The organism is Mycobacterium sp. NPDC003323 (assembly GCF_053589535.1).
Genome location: NZ_JBSFSB010000004.1, coordinates 148,379 through 162,910, shown reverse-complemented (window position 1 = coordinate 162,910; position 14,532 = coordinate 148,379). Strand labels below are relative to the sequence as shown.

Here is a 14,532-nt window from a genome sequence, read left to right as displayed (position 1 = left end):
CCCGCGTTCAGAGAAAGTAGCGGTCGTGGCGGAAGTTCCACTGTTGGCGTTCCTGTCGCTGAGGCCGGCCAGATGGGCGAGCCCTTCGAAGTAGGACTCCCGGGGCGCGCCGGGGGAGAACAGGATCAGCACCTCGGCGGGCTCGTCGGCGTCGTTGCGGAACCCGTGCACGCCGCCCGGCGGGACGTAGAGGAAGTCGCCTTTGCTGGCCTCGATCCACTTGTCCCCGTCGAGGCCAGCGAGTTACGCACCGAGGCCACCCCTGACACCTTCCCGGTCGCCGCGATGGGCCCGCACACTCTGTGTTAGCGGCCACCGGAGTTGTTCGGCGGCGACGCTAAGCCTGAATCCGTGGACTGACCCGGCGTTGCGGAGCATGATTTAAGCCCTTCTTAGCGCCGCCATAGTTGCAGAGAGCGAAAGGTATTGCATCACAGTATCTTTGGACCGGTCAAGGATCTTGGACCGATTACCGCGGAGTTGCATCACAGTGACGAATCGAGGCATTGGTGCAGGTGTCTAGGAGTCAACGGTTCGCAGGCCCGTAATCGCGCCATTGATGTAGTGGACATCAAAGTGGGATTTTTGGGGGTGGACATAGTGTGGGAACGCTGTTATCGGCGCACGTCAGGGAAGTCGAGGTGGTCAGGAAAGTTGGGAAGCCACAGGCGTACGGCGGACGGCCTAACGATCTCCAGCTGGCGGTGGATTTGCGATCCGGCGCGTCATAGATAGCCGGACAACCGCAGCATAGATTTGCTATGCCAGGTATCTCATGGCTCCGTTTCCAGTAGAACGTGCCCGAGAAAGGGCGAGTTAGGAAGCCTCAGAAGGAATTAGATTCCGTCGGATCGAATTTGCCAAGGAGGGCGGCGACACGCACAGCAGTTGCTCCATTGCGGCACAATACCGTTGTACGGTCTTCCATAGGTCGTTAATCGACGACCAAAAGAGGAAGCCGAGGCCCTAGCCGGAGCGGACTCCAGCTAGGGACTCGGTTGTCTTGGCAGGACTATCGAATCCTATGCGTTCGCCGCGTAACGGCAAAGCCGTTTCGGCGACAGCGCTGCGGTCTGTAGGTGTGTGGTCATTGGCCGTGCGCGGCTATGCCGCAGATGGGGAAGAAATGACCGACAACCCGCGTGTCTACGAACTTGCGGCAGAACTTGGCTGCACATCAAAGCAGTTGATCGCCGAGCTTCACCGATTGGGCGAGTATGTTAAATCTGCTTCGCGCACGGTCGCACCAGCGGTCGTACGCACGATAAGGCGAGCCTTCGCAACAGATGTCGCTCCAACCGAAGATGCAGTCGACATTCTTGCACCTGGTATAGAGCTTCGGTTGTCGACGTTCGACGCCAGCACCTGCGTCGGCGAAACATTCGGAGAAGAACTTCAGCACGCAAGAGCGGAAAGTGCACGACTGCGTGCTTCAGGACGGAACAAGTGGGTCTCGCCGGTGCGTCGTGCCTTGCTGCGCCAACTGACCCCACTGGATACCGAACCTTCTCAACGCGACCTCAGAGAGGCCAGCCGGCAACATCGGCAATGGGCCGAGGCGTGTCTACACGGGCTTGATGACGACGAAGCCGTCATCGCCAAATGGATTGACCTGACTGGTGGTCGATATCCGATGGTCGCTGCGCGCCTCTCGCGGGAAGGCATCACTCCTGACGAGGCAGGTCTACGCCTTTCCAATAGTGGGAGAATAGATATGCAGTCACCGAGCCTCTTTGTGAGATTCCGCGCACGAAAGCTGACTCTTCGGCAAGCTCTCACCGCGGTGACGCTATGGCGCGCGATGCGCATCGCGCGTGGACAATGATCAGGTCGGAAACAGTATGGTTCGATGGTCCAAACCGAGTACCTCCAGTAACTTGCATAAGCATTCGGGTTTAGCATCGACGACCGGGCACCGCGACCGAGACGTTGAACGCCGCGACTACGGTGCAGATCTTCCCCACTCACAACAGCAGTCCGACAAAGATGATGAACGGGATCGGGAGCGCATTGCCGACACGTTCGATCGTGTGTATGACTGGGCCGCTTCCTTGGCGCCGATGCTGGTGCTACGAACGTGATCCTTGTCTTCCGACGGTAGTCGCCGGACACCAGTATCGCGAGCCAGATCAAATCTGCCGGAAAGCGCGGGGATTCGACGCCGTTGCTCTGGATAGCCAGCGACGAAAGCCGCTTCACCAAGGTTTCACCTTCGATATCTGCGGAGACGGGCCACCTACTGGCGCCGGCCTGACATATAAGCCAGTGACGTTACAGGCGTCACGTGACTAAACCGAATCCAATAACTCAGATAGCAGCCGACGGTCCTGGACGGGCGAACCGACTGCAAGTAGCTCAGTGGACACGAAAGTGGGATCTCTACCCGCGGACACGTACTGGGATCGGTTCGATTCGCACCGGTCAGCACGCGTTGGTGGACGTTTTGTGCCCATATCCCATGTCAAATGTCCACATGATGTCCATAAACCGGGATTCTTGCCACCGTTCTATCGATAGGCGAAGGGCCTGCGCGTCGTAGTGCGGGACAGCCGCCGCGCATCCTCCACCATCCTCCTCGTGGAGAATTAAACCGGAAATAAACCGGCACTGTGGGGCACCCATTCGGCTCCGAATGCAAACACCTCGGCAGACACTGCGGCGCGTATCAACGACTCGACCCCGGCCGCGTGATCCTTTCGTAGCCAGACTCAACTACAAGTGGCCCAAACTCGGCCGGTAGTCAGCCACCTCGGACTCGGCAGTAAGCAGCGCAGCCAATTCGCCCTCCTGCTGGGCAACAAACACACCGATCACTTGGCGGCACACCTCGGGCACGCTCACCCCACGCGTATCGGCAATACGTTTCAACCCGATCAGCATTGACGTGGACACGTGAAACTGCACGGCGTATTGACCGCACGAACCGTCCTCGGGCGGCAAGCCCGGTCCCACCACTACGGGATCATCTGCTCCGAATTGGTCCACCTCCGCACGGCCCGTCCTATCAACGACCCCACCACCGGCGACGTCCGCAGTGCGGTCGGCGGAGTCCCGGAACTCCTCATGGCTGAACAAACCCATTCGGGCAACGTTAGACCTTGAAGACCTCCGAAGCCGCCGAGTGAGCGGCACCGCTCGCTGTGGCAGGCCGACAGCGAGCGGTTTGCCGTGGAGCTGTTCGCTCCGATGCGAGCCAGAGCAGCCTCACGCGTAACCTCTCCACATGCCGCGCAAACTGACTGACGACGAAATCACGGCGCTTCTCGACAGCCGTCCGGGCTGGGCGATCTTGACCACCATTGACAAGGACGGGTTCCCACACACCGTGCCGCTGGGCTACTTTCGGATCGGCGGTGACATCGTCATGGGCGTGCGAGATGGCACGCGCAAAGTGGCCAACGTGGAGCGCAATCCGAACGTGAGCGTCATGCTCGAAGCCGGCTCGACCATGGCGGATATCCGCGGCGTGATGTTCCAAGGTCACGCGCGCATCGCTCGGGAACCCGCTGAAACACTGGAGCTCGCGCGGCACGGTGCCCGGTCGCGCGGCGTGCCAGAGTCCGAGTGGCCCACCGCGCCGAGACCGGGTGCCACCTACATCTACGTAACCCCCGTGCGGACCCTGTCGTGGGACTACGGCGCCTCGGCGTCGGACGACGAATAGCCGTGGCGGACCTCGAGTCCGCCGCGGGTGTCGTTCACCTCAGGGCAGTCCCGCCACATGAGCTGTCCCGCACTCACATGACCTGCGTCGAGATGGCATCACATACCAAACATGGCCAAAAAGGGGAACGCTGCGCCAACGGGTGGACCCCGACTCCAGTGGACATGACAGTGGGAGTGCAGGCTGTGACACGGGGTGGGTTGTTGCGGCTCGCCGCAGCTCAGCCGGCGCGCGTGTGGACATCAAACTCGGGAAGCCACAACCGCTGTGGCTTCCCGAGCTTTAATTCGACACCTCAAGTCGAATGTGCACGCGGTGTCCATAGGTGCGGGATCATCAACAGTGCGAGTCTCGGTTCGCTCTGAAGGCAGGGACTGAACGAGTCACTTGAACTAACACACGGGTACGAGAAATCAACGGAGTAGGCGATGACAGTGCGACAGTTCGAGAGCTTCAACGTTCCGTGGGAGAAAAGCTACGGCTACGTTCAGGCGGCCAGACACGGCGATACCATCTACATCTCAGGGCAGTTCGCGCATGACGGCGACAAGCTCGTCGCTCCTGCCCCGCTCGACGATTCGGGTAACGTCACGGACTTCGGCAACATGGCCGAGCAGATGCAACAAACGTATGTGAACGCCGCCGAACTGTTGGCCCGATTCGACTCCTCGCTGGCGGACGTCATCGACGAGGTGATCTACGTGCTCGATATGGACACCGCCTTCGCTGTCGCCGGCGCAGTGAGGAAGGCTGCATACGGAACTGAGAGCCCGCAGGTCGCCAGCACCATCCTCGTGACTCCGAGACTTGCTATGCCATCCCAGCTGGTTGAGATCAAGATGATCGCGAGGGTGTAGTCGAGTCGCAGGCGGATGGTCCGCTGCCGTGGACGTGATGGTGGATTTTCGGTCCCGGACATCGCGCGGGATACTCGCGCTCGACTCAGATTTTCTGCGCAGCAACGCGACTCACACGTGATCGGCACGGTCACCCTCACGCACGAGTCGGGGAGTTACCGCGACTCAGTCGGGGCTCGGCCCCGGCTGACACACCGGGCACCACCACGTGCGGCGCCGTTCCGGATCGCCGGTGACCTCGGCGACGACGCGTACGGTCGTGCCGCACCGCAGGCAGGGCCTTCCGGCGCGGCCGGCCACCCAATGTTGTTCGCCCTTACGCCGATTGCCGGTGGTGACCTGCATGGCGCCCGGCGTGGTGGCCGAGTGGCGGAGCGCGCGTGCCCCCAGGTCGAGAAGCGCACCGACATCCACCTCACCGACCGGCGTCCACGGACTGTGCCCGCGAAGGAAGCACAGTTCGTTGGCCCATAGATTGCCGAAGCCTGCGACGCATCGCTGGTCGAGCAGCACGGCAACCAGGGGCCGCTCCGGCGCGACACAGATCCGGCGCATCGCCTCGGCCGGATCCCAGTCCTCGCGCAGCGGATCGGGCCCCAGATGCCCGATGACAGTCGCCTCATCGCGGGTACGCAGCAGATCCACGACGGGCAGCCGCACCCCATAGGCGGCGGGACCGTCTGTGCGCAGCAGCACCCGCACGTCGGGCATCGTCTTGCGCGGCAGCCACCGACCTTCGGCAGAGATGGTCCACGACCCGGACATCCGCAAGTGGGTGTGCAGGGTGAGACCGTCCGACAGGCGAGTCAAAAGGTGCTTGCCATGGGTGTCGTGCTCGCGCACGGTCAGGCCGGCGAGGTCGTCGGTGGCGTGGGCCGGCACGCGCAGTCGGCCGACGGTCAGCGTGCGACCTCGTAGCGCCGCGTCGAGGCGGCGGGCCAGCGCATACACGGTGTCACCCTCGGGCACCCTTCCATGGTGCCGTCAGGCGACGGCGGCGATCGTGTCGACGGTGATCTCGAATGGGCCCTGCTGCTTGTCGAGAATGTAGATCGACACCTGGTCTATGAGTGATGGGTCCATTGTCGGCGGCGCGTCGGGCGCGGGGTCAAGGCGCATGCCGACGGGCTCGAATCCGTCGACGGTCAGGTCGTAGGTTTGCATCACGCCCGCTTCGGTCGAGAAACGCTGTACGTACGACCACTTCTGGCCCTCGATGCCCGCCTTCAACAGGTAGGTCTTGCCGTCTCCCACGGCGTGGACGCGCAGCGACTCCGCGCCGGATGCTCGCCGCCCGATGTCGGGATCCCGGGGACTGCGGGCGGAGGCGAACCCACCGTTGTTCGCCAATGAGATGTCGCCGGAGAACACGAGGCCGCCATCCCCGACCGCGATTCTCGAGGTGGACCTGCCGCCCATGACGGGGTCATTGACCGTTGTCCAGGCAGGCACGTCGGCATCGTCGAGTTCCACGAGCGCGACCTCGGTACCGTCAGCGACGGCAGGCGAGCGTTCGGTCAATGGTGCTGGGCTCGTCGTCTCGTCGGCCGATTGTCCGGCGCCGGCACACGACACCAGTGCCGAGGATGCGATCACGATGCAGAGCAACCTCTGCTGAAACCGCCGGCGTTGTCGCCACCTACCCATGTGGCCAATGTAGATGGGGCACGCGCCTTGTCAACGGCGGCCGCCGGCTGCTGGGAAACTGTCGATCTGTTCGCGCAAGATGTCGCCGTGGCCTGCATGCCTGGCGAATTCCTGGATGAACATGAGCAGCGTCCACCGCATGCTGACCCTTCCTTCGCGGGGATTGTCCTTGGTGTCGTCCAGGTCGAACCTGGACGCGATCTCCCGTGACCGTTGGCTCGCGCGTTCGAACTCAACGATGACCTGTGGCAACAACTCATCCTCGGCGACGGTGAAGGTGCCCTCATCGCGACGCGCGTACCCGTCGCATTCGGATTCGTCGAGTCCTGCCCAGAAACGTTGAAACCAAATGCGTTCGGCCGCAGCGGCATGCTTCACAAGGGAGATCGGTGTGGTCAGCGACGGGACGAGCCTGCGACGGGCGTCATCCTCGGAGAGGCCGCGCGCCGTCGCGATGAGCGCTTCGCGGTTGTGGTCGAGCAGGTTCTCGATGATGGCTCGTTCGGATCCGGTCGTTATGGCGTGAAGAATCATTGTCTTTTGTTCCCATCTGTCGTGAAGAAGTCATGACTGCAGCAGTCCTTGAGGAGCGACGCGGTCAGCGCCAAAGGATTCCCGCTATCGAGCGGAGGAAAGGGGAGAAAGCCGGCCAAAGGTGCCGACAGAACAGGCGTATGAAAGTCGCCTCAGATCACCCTAGCCGCGGCGCCCACCAACCGCCACCGGCACATCACGAAGCGACAAAGATGCCGCCGGTTGCTGCCCATAATCGCCGGCAGGCTCGTAGCGTGCCCTTGTCCGGTTACCGCGAGAGCGAAGGCTTCCCTTGAGAGTGGTGAACGGTGGGTTCAAGAACGCCGAAGCACGCCGGCGCTACCTGTCTCACTACGACGAGCTACGTGTGCGCAGCCCGCAGCCCAACGTCACGCACGACATCCACACCGAGTTCGGCACGGTCCGGGTGTATCAACACGGCCCCGACGGCGGTGTCCCGGTCGTCCTGATCCACGGCTTCTTCCTGACGTCGGCGATGTGGTGGGGCCAGATCGCCGATCTGTCGGCGGATTTCACCGTGTACACCATCGACGCACCGGGCCAGCCTGGAGCGAGCATCCAAACCCGAGCAATGTTCACCCCTGCGCAATCCACCCGCGCCATCGAGGCAGTGCTGGCGGGGCTGGCGCTCGACGACGTCCATCTGGTCGGCCATTCCTACGGCGGCTGGCTGGCCACCCACATGGCCGCGCGGAATCCCGGTCGCCTGGCCAGCGTGACACTCGTGGACCCGGCCGCCACGGTGGCGCCACTGTCTGCGACATTCTGGCGCAGTCTGGCGCTGCAAGGGCGTCCGCGCACCGATCGGGCACGCCGGGCCGCGATGTGGATCACCGGCCACCCTGCGCTCGCCGAGATCTTCGGCGCCGGGTTCGACGCCTTCGCGCCCCCGATGCGTACACCGGCAGCGCGCCTGATCAGCGACCGCACGCTGCGTGCGGTCGACGTCCCGGTGCAGGTTCTGCTGGCGGGCAACACCGTTCACGACTCCGAAAGAGGTATCGCCCGGATGCGGTCAGTGGTCCCGCACTGGCGATACCACCTGTGGCCGCACGCCTCTCATGCGTTACCGGCGGAGCTGCCCGATGATGTCAACCGGTACATAGGCGTTTTGGTCGACGAACACCGCACGGGAAGGAAATGACCGCTCCAGCGATCACGCCGTCGTCCAGCGGCTGGGGTCGATCTCCAGTGTGTCGCGGTCCCAACGTCCGAGTTCCGCGGCGGCACTGTAGGTGAACTGTAGAAAATCCAGCACACACTGATCCGGATCCGCGGCCGCCCGCGCGACCTCGTACGGCAGCAGGTACTGGCGGAGTTGGGTGTCGTAGAACGCCCCCTCGGGACACCCGGGGAAGTCGGCGAATCCGTCCGGTTCGGGATAGGCGTAGGAGTAGAACGCTCCCTCGTCACCGCCGCCGGGCCAGAACCCACAGCTGCTCAACTCGTGCGAGTAGGCCTCGACCATCACCCAGTCGGCGCAGTTCGGAGTGCCACCCGGGTGGGTGGGGGCCGGTCGTCCCGAGAATCGGCTGCATGCGAGATCGAAGGAGCCCCAGAAGAAGTGCACGGGACTCACCTTGCCGATGAAGTGCGACCGGAAGCGCCCGATCACGCGGTCCGCTTGCACGAGTTGCTGCCAGAACGCCGCGGCCGCCGCAGGGTCGTAGCCGACGTGACGGTCCTGGGCGAAGGGGATCGCAGGATCAACCTCGTTGGGCTCCTTGGAAATTCGGGTGGGAACGCCCAATCGGTCGAGTATGGCCATCGTGTCGTCGTGGAACTGGGCCACGGACTTGTCGCGCAGATCCAAGCGGTCCGCGCCGCCGTCGCTCACCCGGACCGACAAGGCATGGTCGACGAAGTCGAACTCCATGTCGAAAAGCCGATTCCCCGCGGGGATCGGCGATGTCGTCAGCCCGCGCGAGGACACGTACAGCGGTGCCTGCCACCAATGATTGAGCAGCGGCGCATGGGCCAATCGGATCTTGCCGACGATCTGGGACCACATGTGCAACGTTCGGCGCGTTGGCTCCCAGTCTTCGACGCGCAGCGACGGCCATCCGCCACCCGAGATTGCTTCACTCATGTCGGTCCTTCGGTCATGGATCGCCGCCGGTCGGATACGGTTGAAACGCTACGGTCCGGTCCGTCTCGCGTCAAGATGGGTCGAATCGTCGCACCGACGCCGCGTCCCGTTAGGGTGCGGAGATGGTCGTAGGCGTCCGAGACCCCAGCCGGCGAAACGAGAACTCTCGTCGCGCCATCCTGGACGCGACCATGGCGTTGATCTGCGAGGTGGGTTATGACAACCTCTCGATCGAGGCGATCGCCCGACGGGCGTGCGTGGGCAAGCAGACGATCTACCGGTGGTGGCCGTCCAAGGGCGCCGTGGTGCTCGAAGCCGCCACGCACAGCCTCGACACCGTGATCGCCTTTCCCGATACCGCGGATCTGCTCGCAGACCTGAGGGCGCAACTCGTCGGGATCCTGGAGGTGATCACGACGACCGGATTCGGGACTGCCTATCGAGGCTTGATTGCCGCAGGCCAGTCGGATTCGACGCTGCTGCATGACGTCTTCGAGCAGATCATCGAACCGAACGTCGCGGCCTTCGGTGCCCGCCTCGCCCTCGCCAAGGAGCGCGGTGAGATCCGCGCTGACGCCGACGTGCGAAGCCTACGAGACGTGCTCTACGGCGTCATCGAGTACCGGCTGCTACACGCGATGCCGCTCGAACCACACCACATCGACACTGTCCTGCACATCGCCTTCAACGGTGTGCGCGCCTGATCAACTCGCCAAGGGAGTGATCGAATCCGGTTCCGCGGTCGGCAATCTGAGCTGCATGCTCGTCACCCGCAACGAACCGAACGACGTGACCGTGGCATACGTCGTCGACGATGCGACGAGTTGCAGCGTCACGGTCTGCCCGGGCCGCAGGGTATGCGCCACCGGCTCCAACGCCACGGTGATCGAATGCGTGCGGCCATCCAGCGTCACCGGGATCGGGGTCACCTGATCGCCCAGCACCTGTCCGGTGGAATCATCGACCAATTGCGCATAGACGTGTCGGGCAATGCCGGTGCCGCTGTAACTCAGCGTCACTTCCGGCGCACCCACGACGTGGGTTGTCGCGGCCTGCGCGGATGTCGTGAGGTTCAGCGCGTTGAATGCCCGGGAGCCGCCGAACGGCACGACACCGAACATCGGCCCGGATCCCCCGAGGAACGGCACCAGGGGCAACAGCCCACCGGAACCGGCCGACACGACAGGGCTGGCCGTGCCCGGCGGGTACCCGTCCGATGCGTAGAACTGTCCGCGCTGATCCACGAACTCGAACTGCGGGCCGGTCACCGCCTCGGTGTTGCCGTTGACGTAGCGATCGAGCCATGCCAGCGTCGCCCGTTGGATCAGCACGCCGTCGGTCGGATCGAACAGGTCACTGCACAGCCCGTGCCCGCCGCAATACCAAATAACCTTCACCGGAACACCATTGGCCATCAGTGCCCGCGCGGTGGTGTCGGCCTCCTGCAACGAGAAGAGGGTGTCGACGGTGCCCTGGATCAGCAGGGTCGGCGCGGTGATGTTGTCGATGAGGCCGCCTGGACCGAGGCGCGCCAGCCGCTCCTGCTCGGCGGCGGTCTGCTTGCCGGTCAACACGCCATAGATGGTGGCGGGCAGGATCGCCGGATTCGGCCGGGTGAACAGGGTGATGCCCGCGGTCAGGATCGCCGCCCAACTGCTCTTGAACGACGAGTTCTTGTACTGCGCGGTGTTCAGGCTGTTCCAGGCGATGGCCGGCACGATCGCATCGATGCGCGGATCCGTTGCCGCCGTGACCAGTTGTATGCCACCACCATAGGACGCTCCGGTCATCCCGATCCGGGGATCGAGAACGCCGGGGTCGAGGCGCACCTCCGGTTGGGTGGCCACCCAACTGATGATCATCGAGACGTCCTTGGCCTCGAAGTCGGGGGAGTTCTGTTCGAGCCTTCCGCCGGACAGATGTTCCCCGCGCGGATCCCACGTCACCACGTTGTACCCGGCGGCCCGCAAGGTGCCGACGTACACCAAACCGGCGGTGTCGGTGATGATTCCGTCCAGCGGAGTGGGATGAAGGTTGGTGGCGCCGGGCAACAGTAGGCCCGGTCCCTGCAGAATTGTCGCGGCCTTCTCGCCGGGCTTCAATCCGACGGCCGGCATGAAATGCGTATAGATCTGTGTCCCGTCGAACGAGGTCAACATGACATCACGCGGACGTGGCGCGCCGGCCGGCAGTCCGGCACGGAGCGGATAGCCGACGATCGGGTGTAGCAGGTCGCTGACCACCGGTATCTGATTGATGACGGTGACGATCGGTGTGATGACCAGTGGACCGATCACCGGTATCTGCTGCAAGGGTTCCAGCAGTGGGGTCCGCGGGGTCGCGATGACGGGTGCCTGCGTCACCGGATCGGTCACCGTCGCCGCGCCGGTGGTGGGCGCCAAGGTGTTCCTGCTCGCCGCGGCCAGCATCGTCCACGACAGCGGAGGATCGATCGGGGTGGTCGGCGCGTCCTTTGCGGTGCGCACCGTCCGCGAACTGGCCACGGCCCGTGGGACATCCGCGGCGGGAGTCGGGGTGAACACGACCGGATCCGGCGTCGGCGCATCCGACACCGTGGCGTCCGTAAGTTCTGACGTCGCGGTCTTGTCCTCCTCGTCCTCCTCGGGCCGTGCCGCCATGTCGTCCGATGCCGGAGTATCCGCGTCGGTACGGTGCGCCGACGCGGTACGGGGCTTCTTCCGCGCCGACGTTGCCCGGGCACTTTCGGTGGCCGATGGCCGGTCCGCGCTCTCTTTGTCGTCCTTCGACACCGACGAGGTGCTGTCGCTCGACGCCGACGAGTCGGTGCGGCTCTGATCGGATCCGTCGGCCGGGGCCGCCGACGCAACCCCGGTTCCGCAGAACACCGCCGCACCGATCCCCAGCGCCGCTGCGAGTCCGCCGATCCTGCCGATGTAGACCGCGGGGCTGACATGGGTCATGGCATGGTTCTCCCGCCGGTCGAGGACGCGTTTGCTGGGGGACGTGATACACATCACAACACGGCTGCTCGCGCGGTGGCAAGGACGCTCGACGCACCGTCGCTGCGAGCCGGCGCACCGCCGCGAGATGCCGTTCGGTAACGATTTGCCACCCGATCGATTCCGGTCCGGCTCAGCCGTGGCGACCGCCCCGCGCGGGGCCCTAAATTTTTGAAGTGCGCCGCCGAACCCTGCTCCAACTGTCTGCTCTGACGGCTGCGGGGGCGGCGCTCACCCAGTTCCCGAGTGCCTCGGCGGCACCCACGCGCTGGACACCGGAACAGGCACACACCTGGTACCGCCGGCAGGGCTGGCTGGTGGGCGCCAACTACATTCCCGCCACCGCGACCAATCAGATCGAGATGTGGCAGGCCGGTACCTACGACCCGCGACGCATCAACGGGGAACTGCAGGTCGCGCGGACCATCGGGTTCAACACGGTCCGGGTGTTCCTGCACGACCAACTGTGGGCACAAGACCGGGCCGGGTTTCTGCGCCGCATCTCGCAGTTCGTGGACATCGCGTCGAGCCACGGCATCAAGCCGCTGTTCGTCTTTTTCGACTCCTGCTGGGATCCGCACCCCAAGCTCGGCCCGCAGCCGGCACCCACCAAGGGGGTGCACAACTCCAGGTGGGTGCAGAGCCCCGGCGCTGAACTGATCGACAACCCGCGGTACCGACCGGTGCTGCGCGACTATGTCACCGGCGTCATCGGCGCATTCCGCAACGACAGCCGGGTGCTGGGCTGGGACCTCTGGAACGAACCGGACAACCCGGCCCCGCAGTACAGCGACGTGGAGCGCAGCGACAAGAAGCAGGTCGTGGGTGAGTTGCTGCCGCAGGTGTTCGAGTGGGCGCGCGCGGTGAATCCGGGCCAGCCGCTCACCAGCGGCGTGTGGACCGGGTCATTCCGCGATCCGAAGGGTATCGCCAAGGCCCAACTCGACAACTCCGACATCATCACGTTCCACAGTTACGCGGAACCCGAGACGTTCGAGGACAAGATCGACCAGCTGGAGCCGCTGGGCCGCCCAATCATGTGCACCGAATACCTTGCCCGCGAGGACGACAACACCGTCGAGAACATCCTGCCGATCGCGAAACGGCGCGGCGTGGGCGCCTACAACTGGGGACTGGTCGCGGGCCGCACGCAGACCTACTATCCGTGGGACTCCTGGGATGACCCGTATGACGCCCCGCCCGAGAAGTGGATGCATGATCTCGTTCACCCGGACGGGCGGGCGTTCCGGGCCAGTGAGATTCAGACGATCCAGAAGCTGACAGCCAAGACCTGAGGTTCAGCCGAGGCTCAACGCGCCTTTGTGGTGATCGCAGTACTCGGCGACCGAGAATCCGGCGATCATGCCGGCCGTCTCGAGATCCACTCCGTGACCGGCGGCCAGCTGATCTGCGACCGCAGGCAGTGGGTGGCCCGCGTCGAAGCCGGCGCACACGGCCCGACCCATCTCACCCGCGGCGGCGGGGCTGTCGACGACGACACCGATCATCTCCAAAGCGCCACGAAACGTTTCGTCGTCCGCAACGGCCGGTGCCGCCGTGACGCCGCCGGCGACAATCAGGGCGGCAGACAAAGCGAGGGACTTGAGCAGTGCCATGTCCTCGATCATGCCAGGTGATGGTCGGCGACCAATTTCGCGAAAGCGCATGCGCAAGCGCTTGCGCCGTGACTACGCTGCGGACATCAGGATGAGATCGACGTCACATCGGGACAAAGGAGTCCACATGTTCGGTACGCGCACGAGCACGCAGGCGGTCGGAGCGGTGCTCATGGCCGGGTCACTGATCTTCGGTCTGACGGCCTGCGGTAGCTCGGATTCCGACGGCATCAAGGTCGGCCTGATCACCAAGACCGACTCGAATCCCTTCTTCGTGAAACTGCGCGAGGCCGCCCAGGCCCAGGCCGACAAGGACGGCGCCGAACTGATCGCCCTGGCCGGTGCGTTCGACGGCGACAACGAGGGCCAGGTCGCGGCCATCGAGAACATGGTCGGCCAGGGCGTCAAGGGCATCCTGATTACCCCGAACTCGTCGACCGGCGTGCTCGACGCGATCAAGAAGGCCCGCGACGCCGGCGTCATCGTCATCGCATTGGACACCGCGACCGATCCCGAAGACGCCGTCGACGCCACCTACGCCACCGACAACCTGGCCGCCGGCGTCAGCCAGGGCAAGTGGGTGCGCGCCGCTCTCGGCGACGCGCCGGCCCAGGTCGTCATGCTCGACGGCACCCCCGGCGGCACCGTCGACACCTTCCGCCACGACGGGTTCCTCGAAGGCTTCGGCATCACCGAGGGATCCCCGGAGATCGTCGGCCAGGAGAACACCAACGGCGATCAGACCAAGGCACAGACCGCGATGGAGAACATCCTGCAGCGGGCTCCGGGCATCAACGCGCTCTACACCATCAACGAGCCCGCCGCCGCCGGCGCGTATCAGGCCATCGACTCCGCGGGCCGGGCCGATCAGATCACCATCGGGTCGATCGACGGCAGCTGCACCGGCGTCGCCGACGTGAAGTCCGGCAAGATCGGCGCGACGGTCATGCAGTTCCCGGCGAAGATGGCCGAGCAGGGCGTGCAGGCGGTGGTGGCGTTCGCCAAGGACGGCACCAAGCCAACCGGATTCCACGACACCGGTTCGGAACTCATCACCGACAAGCCCGTGCCCGGACTCGCCTCCAAGGACACCGCCTGGGGCGAGCAGAACTGCTGGGGCTGA

Annotated in this window: 14 protein-coding genes and 1 pseudogene; 7 read left to right on the top strand and 8 right to left on the bottom strand. The window is 64.4% G+C overall.

The window, feature by feature from the left end:
* Positions 1-7 precede the first annotated feature (7 nt).
* A pseudogene (locus tag ACWDUN_RS12990) lies at positions 8-231 on the bottom strand (cupin domain-containing protein); the annotation flags it as partial.
* 895 nt (positions 232-1,126) lie between these two features.
* On the opposite strand from ACWDUN_RS12990, the gene ACWDUN_RS12985 reads away from it, so the two are divergent.
* Positions 1,127-1,825 (top strand): translation initiation factor IF-2 N-terminal domain-containing protein, encoded by a 699-nt coding sequence (locus ACWDUN_RS12985; RefSeq protein WP_449929137.1) that lies wholly within the window; start codon positions 1,127-1,129, stop codon positions 1,823-1,825.
* A gap of 887 nt (positions 1,826-2,712) precedes the next feature.
* Here the strand turns inward: ACWDUN_RS12985 and ACWDUN_RS12980 are convergent.
* Entirely contained in the window at positions 2,713-3,081 is a 369-nt protein-coding gene (locus ACWDUN_RS12980) for a hypothetical protein (RefSeq protein WP_449929135.1), read from the bottom strand.
* A 142-nt stretch (positions 3,082-3,223) separates the two neighbouring features.
* Between ACWDUN_RS12980 and ACWDUN_RS12975 the strand changes: the two genes are divergently transcribed.
* Both ACWDUN_RS12975 and ACWDUN_RS12970 read left to right on the top strand, forming a co-directional pair.
* Positions 3,224-3,664, top strand: coding sequence for a pyridoxamine 5'-phosphate oxidase family protein (locus ACWDUN_RS12975; RefSeq protein ID WP_449929134.1), 441 nt, complete (start codon positions 3,224-3,226; stop codon positions 3,662-3,664).
* Between the two features lie 428 nt (positions 3,665-4,092).
* Entirely contained in the window at positions 4,093-4,521 is a 429-nt protein-coding gene (locus tag ACWDUN_RS12970) for a RidA family protein (RefSeq protein WP_449929132.1), read from the top strand.
* Positions 4,522-4,686: 165 nt separating this feature from the next.
* Here the strand turns inward: ACWDUN_RS12970 and ACWDUN_RS12965 are convergent, their stop codons facing one another.
* The 3 genes from ACWDUN_RS12965 to ACWDUN_RS12955 all read right to left on the bottom strand — a co-directional run bounded on the left by ACWDUN_RS12965 (position 4,687) and on the right by ACWDUN_RS12955 (position 6,702).
* Positions 4,687-5,490 (bottom strand): DNA-formamidopyrimidine glycosylase family protein, encoded by an 804-nt coding sequence (locus ACWDUN_RS12965; protein ID WP_449929130.1) that lies wholly within the window; start codon positions 5,488-5,490, stop codon positions 4,687-4,689.
* 15 nt (positions 5,491-5,505) lie between these two features.
* Positions 5,506-6,117 (bottom strand): CIA30 family protein, encoded by a 612-nt coding sequence (locus tag ACWDUN_RS12960; protein ID WP_449929128.1) that lies wholly within the window; start codon positions 6,115-6,117, stop codon positions 5,506-5,508.
* A gap of 81 nt (positions 6,118-6,198) precedes the next feature.
* Complete coding sequence (locus tag ACWDUN_RS12955; protein WP_449929126.1) at positions 6,199-6,702, bottom strand: DinB family protein; 504 nt, start codon at positions 6,700-6,702, stop codon at positions 6,199-6,201.
* Positions 6,703-7,003: 301 nt separating this feature from the next.
* On the opposite strand from ACWDUN_RS12955, the gene ACWDUN_RS12950 reads away from it, so the two are divergent.
* Positions 7,004-7,867, top strand: coding sequence for an alpha/beta fold hydrolase (locus tag ACWDUN_RS12950; RefSeq protein ID WP_449929124.1), 864 nt, complete (start codon positions 7,004-7,006; stop codon positions 7,865-7,867).
* A gap of 12 nt (positions 7,868-7,879) precedes the next feature.
* Here the strand turns inward: ACWDUN_RS12950 and ACWDUN_RS12945 are convergent, their stop codons facing one another.
* Positions 7,880-8,812, bottom strand: coding sequence for a DUF5996 family protein (locus tag ACWDUN_RS12945; RefSeq protein ID WP_449929122.1), 933 nt, complete (start codon positions 8,810-8,812; stop codon positions 7,880-7,882).
* A 122-nt stretch (positions 8,813-8,934) separates the two neighbouring features.
* Here ACWDUN_RS12945 and ACWDUN_RS12940 point away from each other — a divergent pair, with 122 nt between their 5' ends.
* A complete protein-coding gene (locus ACWDUN_RS12940; RefSeq protein ID WP_449929120.1) occupies positions 8,935-9,516 on the top strand; it encodes a TetR/AcrR family transcriptional regulator in 582 nt (193 codons plus the stop codon).
* Here ACWDUN_RS12940 and ACWDUN_RS12935 read toward each other — a convergent pair whose 3' ends face one another.
* The gene (locus ACWDUN_RS12935) at positions 9,517-11,754 is read right to left on the bottom strand and encodes a CocE/NonD family hydrolase (protein WP_449929118.1); all 2,238 of its coding nucleotides are present in this window, start codon (positions 11,752-11,754) and stop codon (positions 9,517-9,519) included. It abuts the gene before it with no gap.
* Positions 11,755-11,969: 215 nt separating this feature from the next.
* Here ACWDUN_RS12935 and ACWDUN_RS12930 point away from each other — a divergent pair, with 215 nt between their 5' ends.
* Positions 11,970-13,088, top strand: a complete 1,119-nt coding sequence (locus ACWDUN_RS12930) for a cellulase family glycosylhydrolase (protein WP_449929116.1) — start codon at positions 11,970-11,972, stop codon at positions 13,086-13,088.
* A 3-nt stretch (positions 13,089-13,091) separates the two neighbouring features.
* Here the strand turns inward: ACWDUN_RS12930 and ACWDUN_RS12925 are convergent, their stop codons facing one another.
* Entirely contained in the window at positions 13,092-13,421 is a 330-nt protein-coding gene (locus ACWDUN_RS12925; RefSeq protein ID WP_449929114.1) for a DUF732 domain-containing protein, read from the bottom strand.
* Positions 13,422-13,536: 115 nt separating this feature from the next.
* On the opposite strand from ACWDUN_RS12925, the gene ACWDUN_RS12920 reads away from it, so the two are divergent.
* Positions 13,537-14,532: a substrate-binding domain-containing protein gene (locus tag ACWDUN_RS12920; protein WP_449929112.1), complete on the top strand. Its 996-nt coding sequence runs from the start codon at positions 13,537-13,539 to the stop codon at positions 14,530-14,532.

Bases quoted from the DNA above. Each gene is read 5' to 3' on its own strand.
- ACWDUN_RS12935 (WP_449929118.1), bottom strand. From the start codon at position 11,754: ATGACCCATGTCAGCCCCGCGGTCTACATCGGCAGGATCGGCGGACTC.
- ACWDUN_RS12925 (WP_449929114.1), bottom strand. From the start codon at position 13,421: ATGATCGAGGACATGGCACTGCTCAAGTCCCTCGCTTTGTCTGCCGCC.
- ACWDUN_RS12985 (WP_449929137.1), top strand. From the start codon at position 1,127: ATGACCGACAACCCGCGTGTCTACGAACTTGCGGCAGAACTTGGCTGC.
- ACWDUN_RS12970 (WP_449929132.1), top strand. From the start codon at position 4,093: ATGACAGTGCGACAGTTCGAGAGCTTCAACGTTCCGTGGGAGAAAAGC.
- ACWDUN_RS12940 (WP_449929120.1), top strand. From the start codon at position 8,935: ATGGTCGTAGGCGTCCGAGACCCCAGCCGGCGAAACGAGAACTCTCGT.
- ACWDUN_RS12920 (WP_449929112.1), top strand. From the start codon at position 13,537: ATGTTCGGTACGCGCACGAGCACGCAGGCGGTCGGAGCGGTGCTCATG.
- ACWDUN_RS12955 (WP_449929126.1), bottom strand. From the start codon at position 6,702: ATGATTCTTCACGCCATAACGACCGGATCCGAACGAGCCATCATCGAG.
- ACWDUN_RS12975 (WP_449929134.1), top strand. From the start codon at position 3,224: ATGCCGCGCAAACTGACTGACGACGAAATCACGGCGCTTCTCGACAGC.
- ACWDUN_RS12980 (WP_449929135.1), bottom strand. From the start codon at position 3,081: ATGGGTTTGTTCAGCCATGAGGAGTTCCGGGACTCCGCCGACCGCACT.
- ACWDUN_RS12945 (WP_449929122.1), bottom strand. From the start codon at position 8,812: ATGAGTGAAGCAATCTCGGGTGGCGGATGGCCGTCGCTGCGCGTCGAA.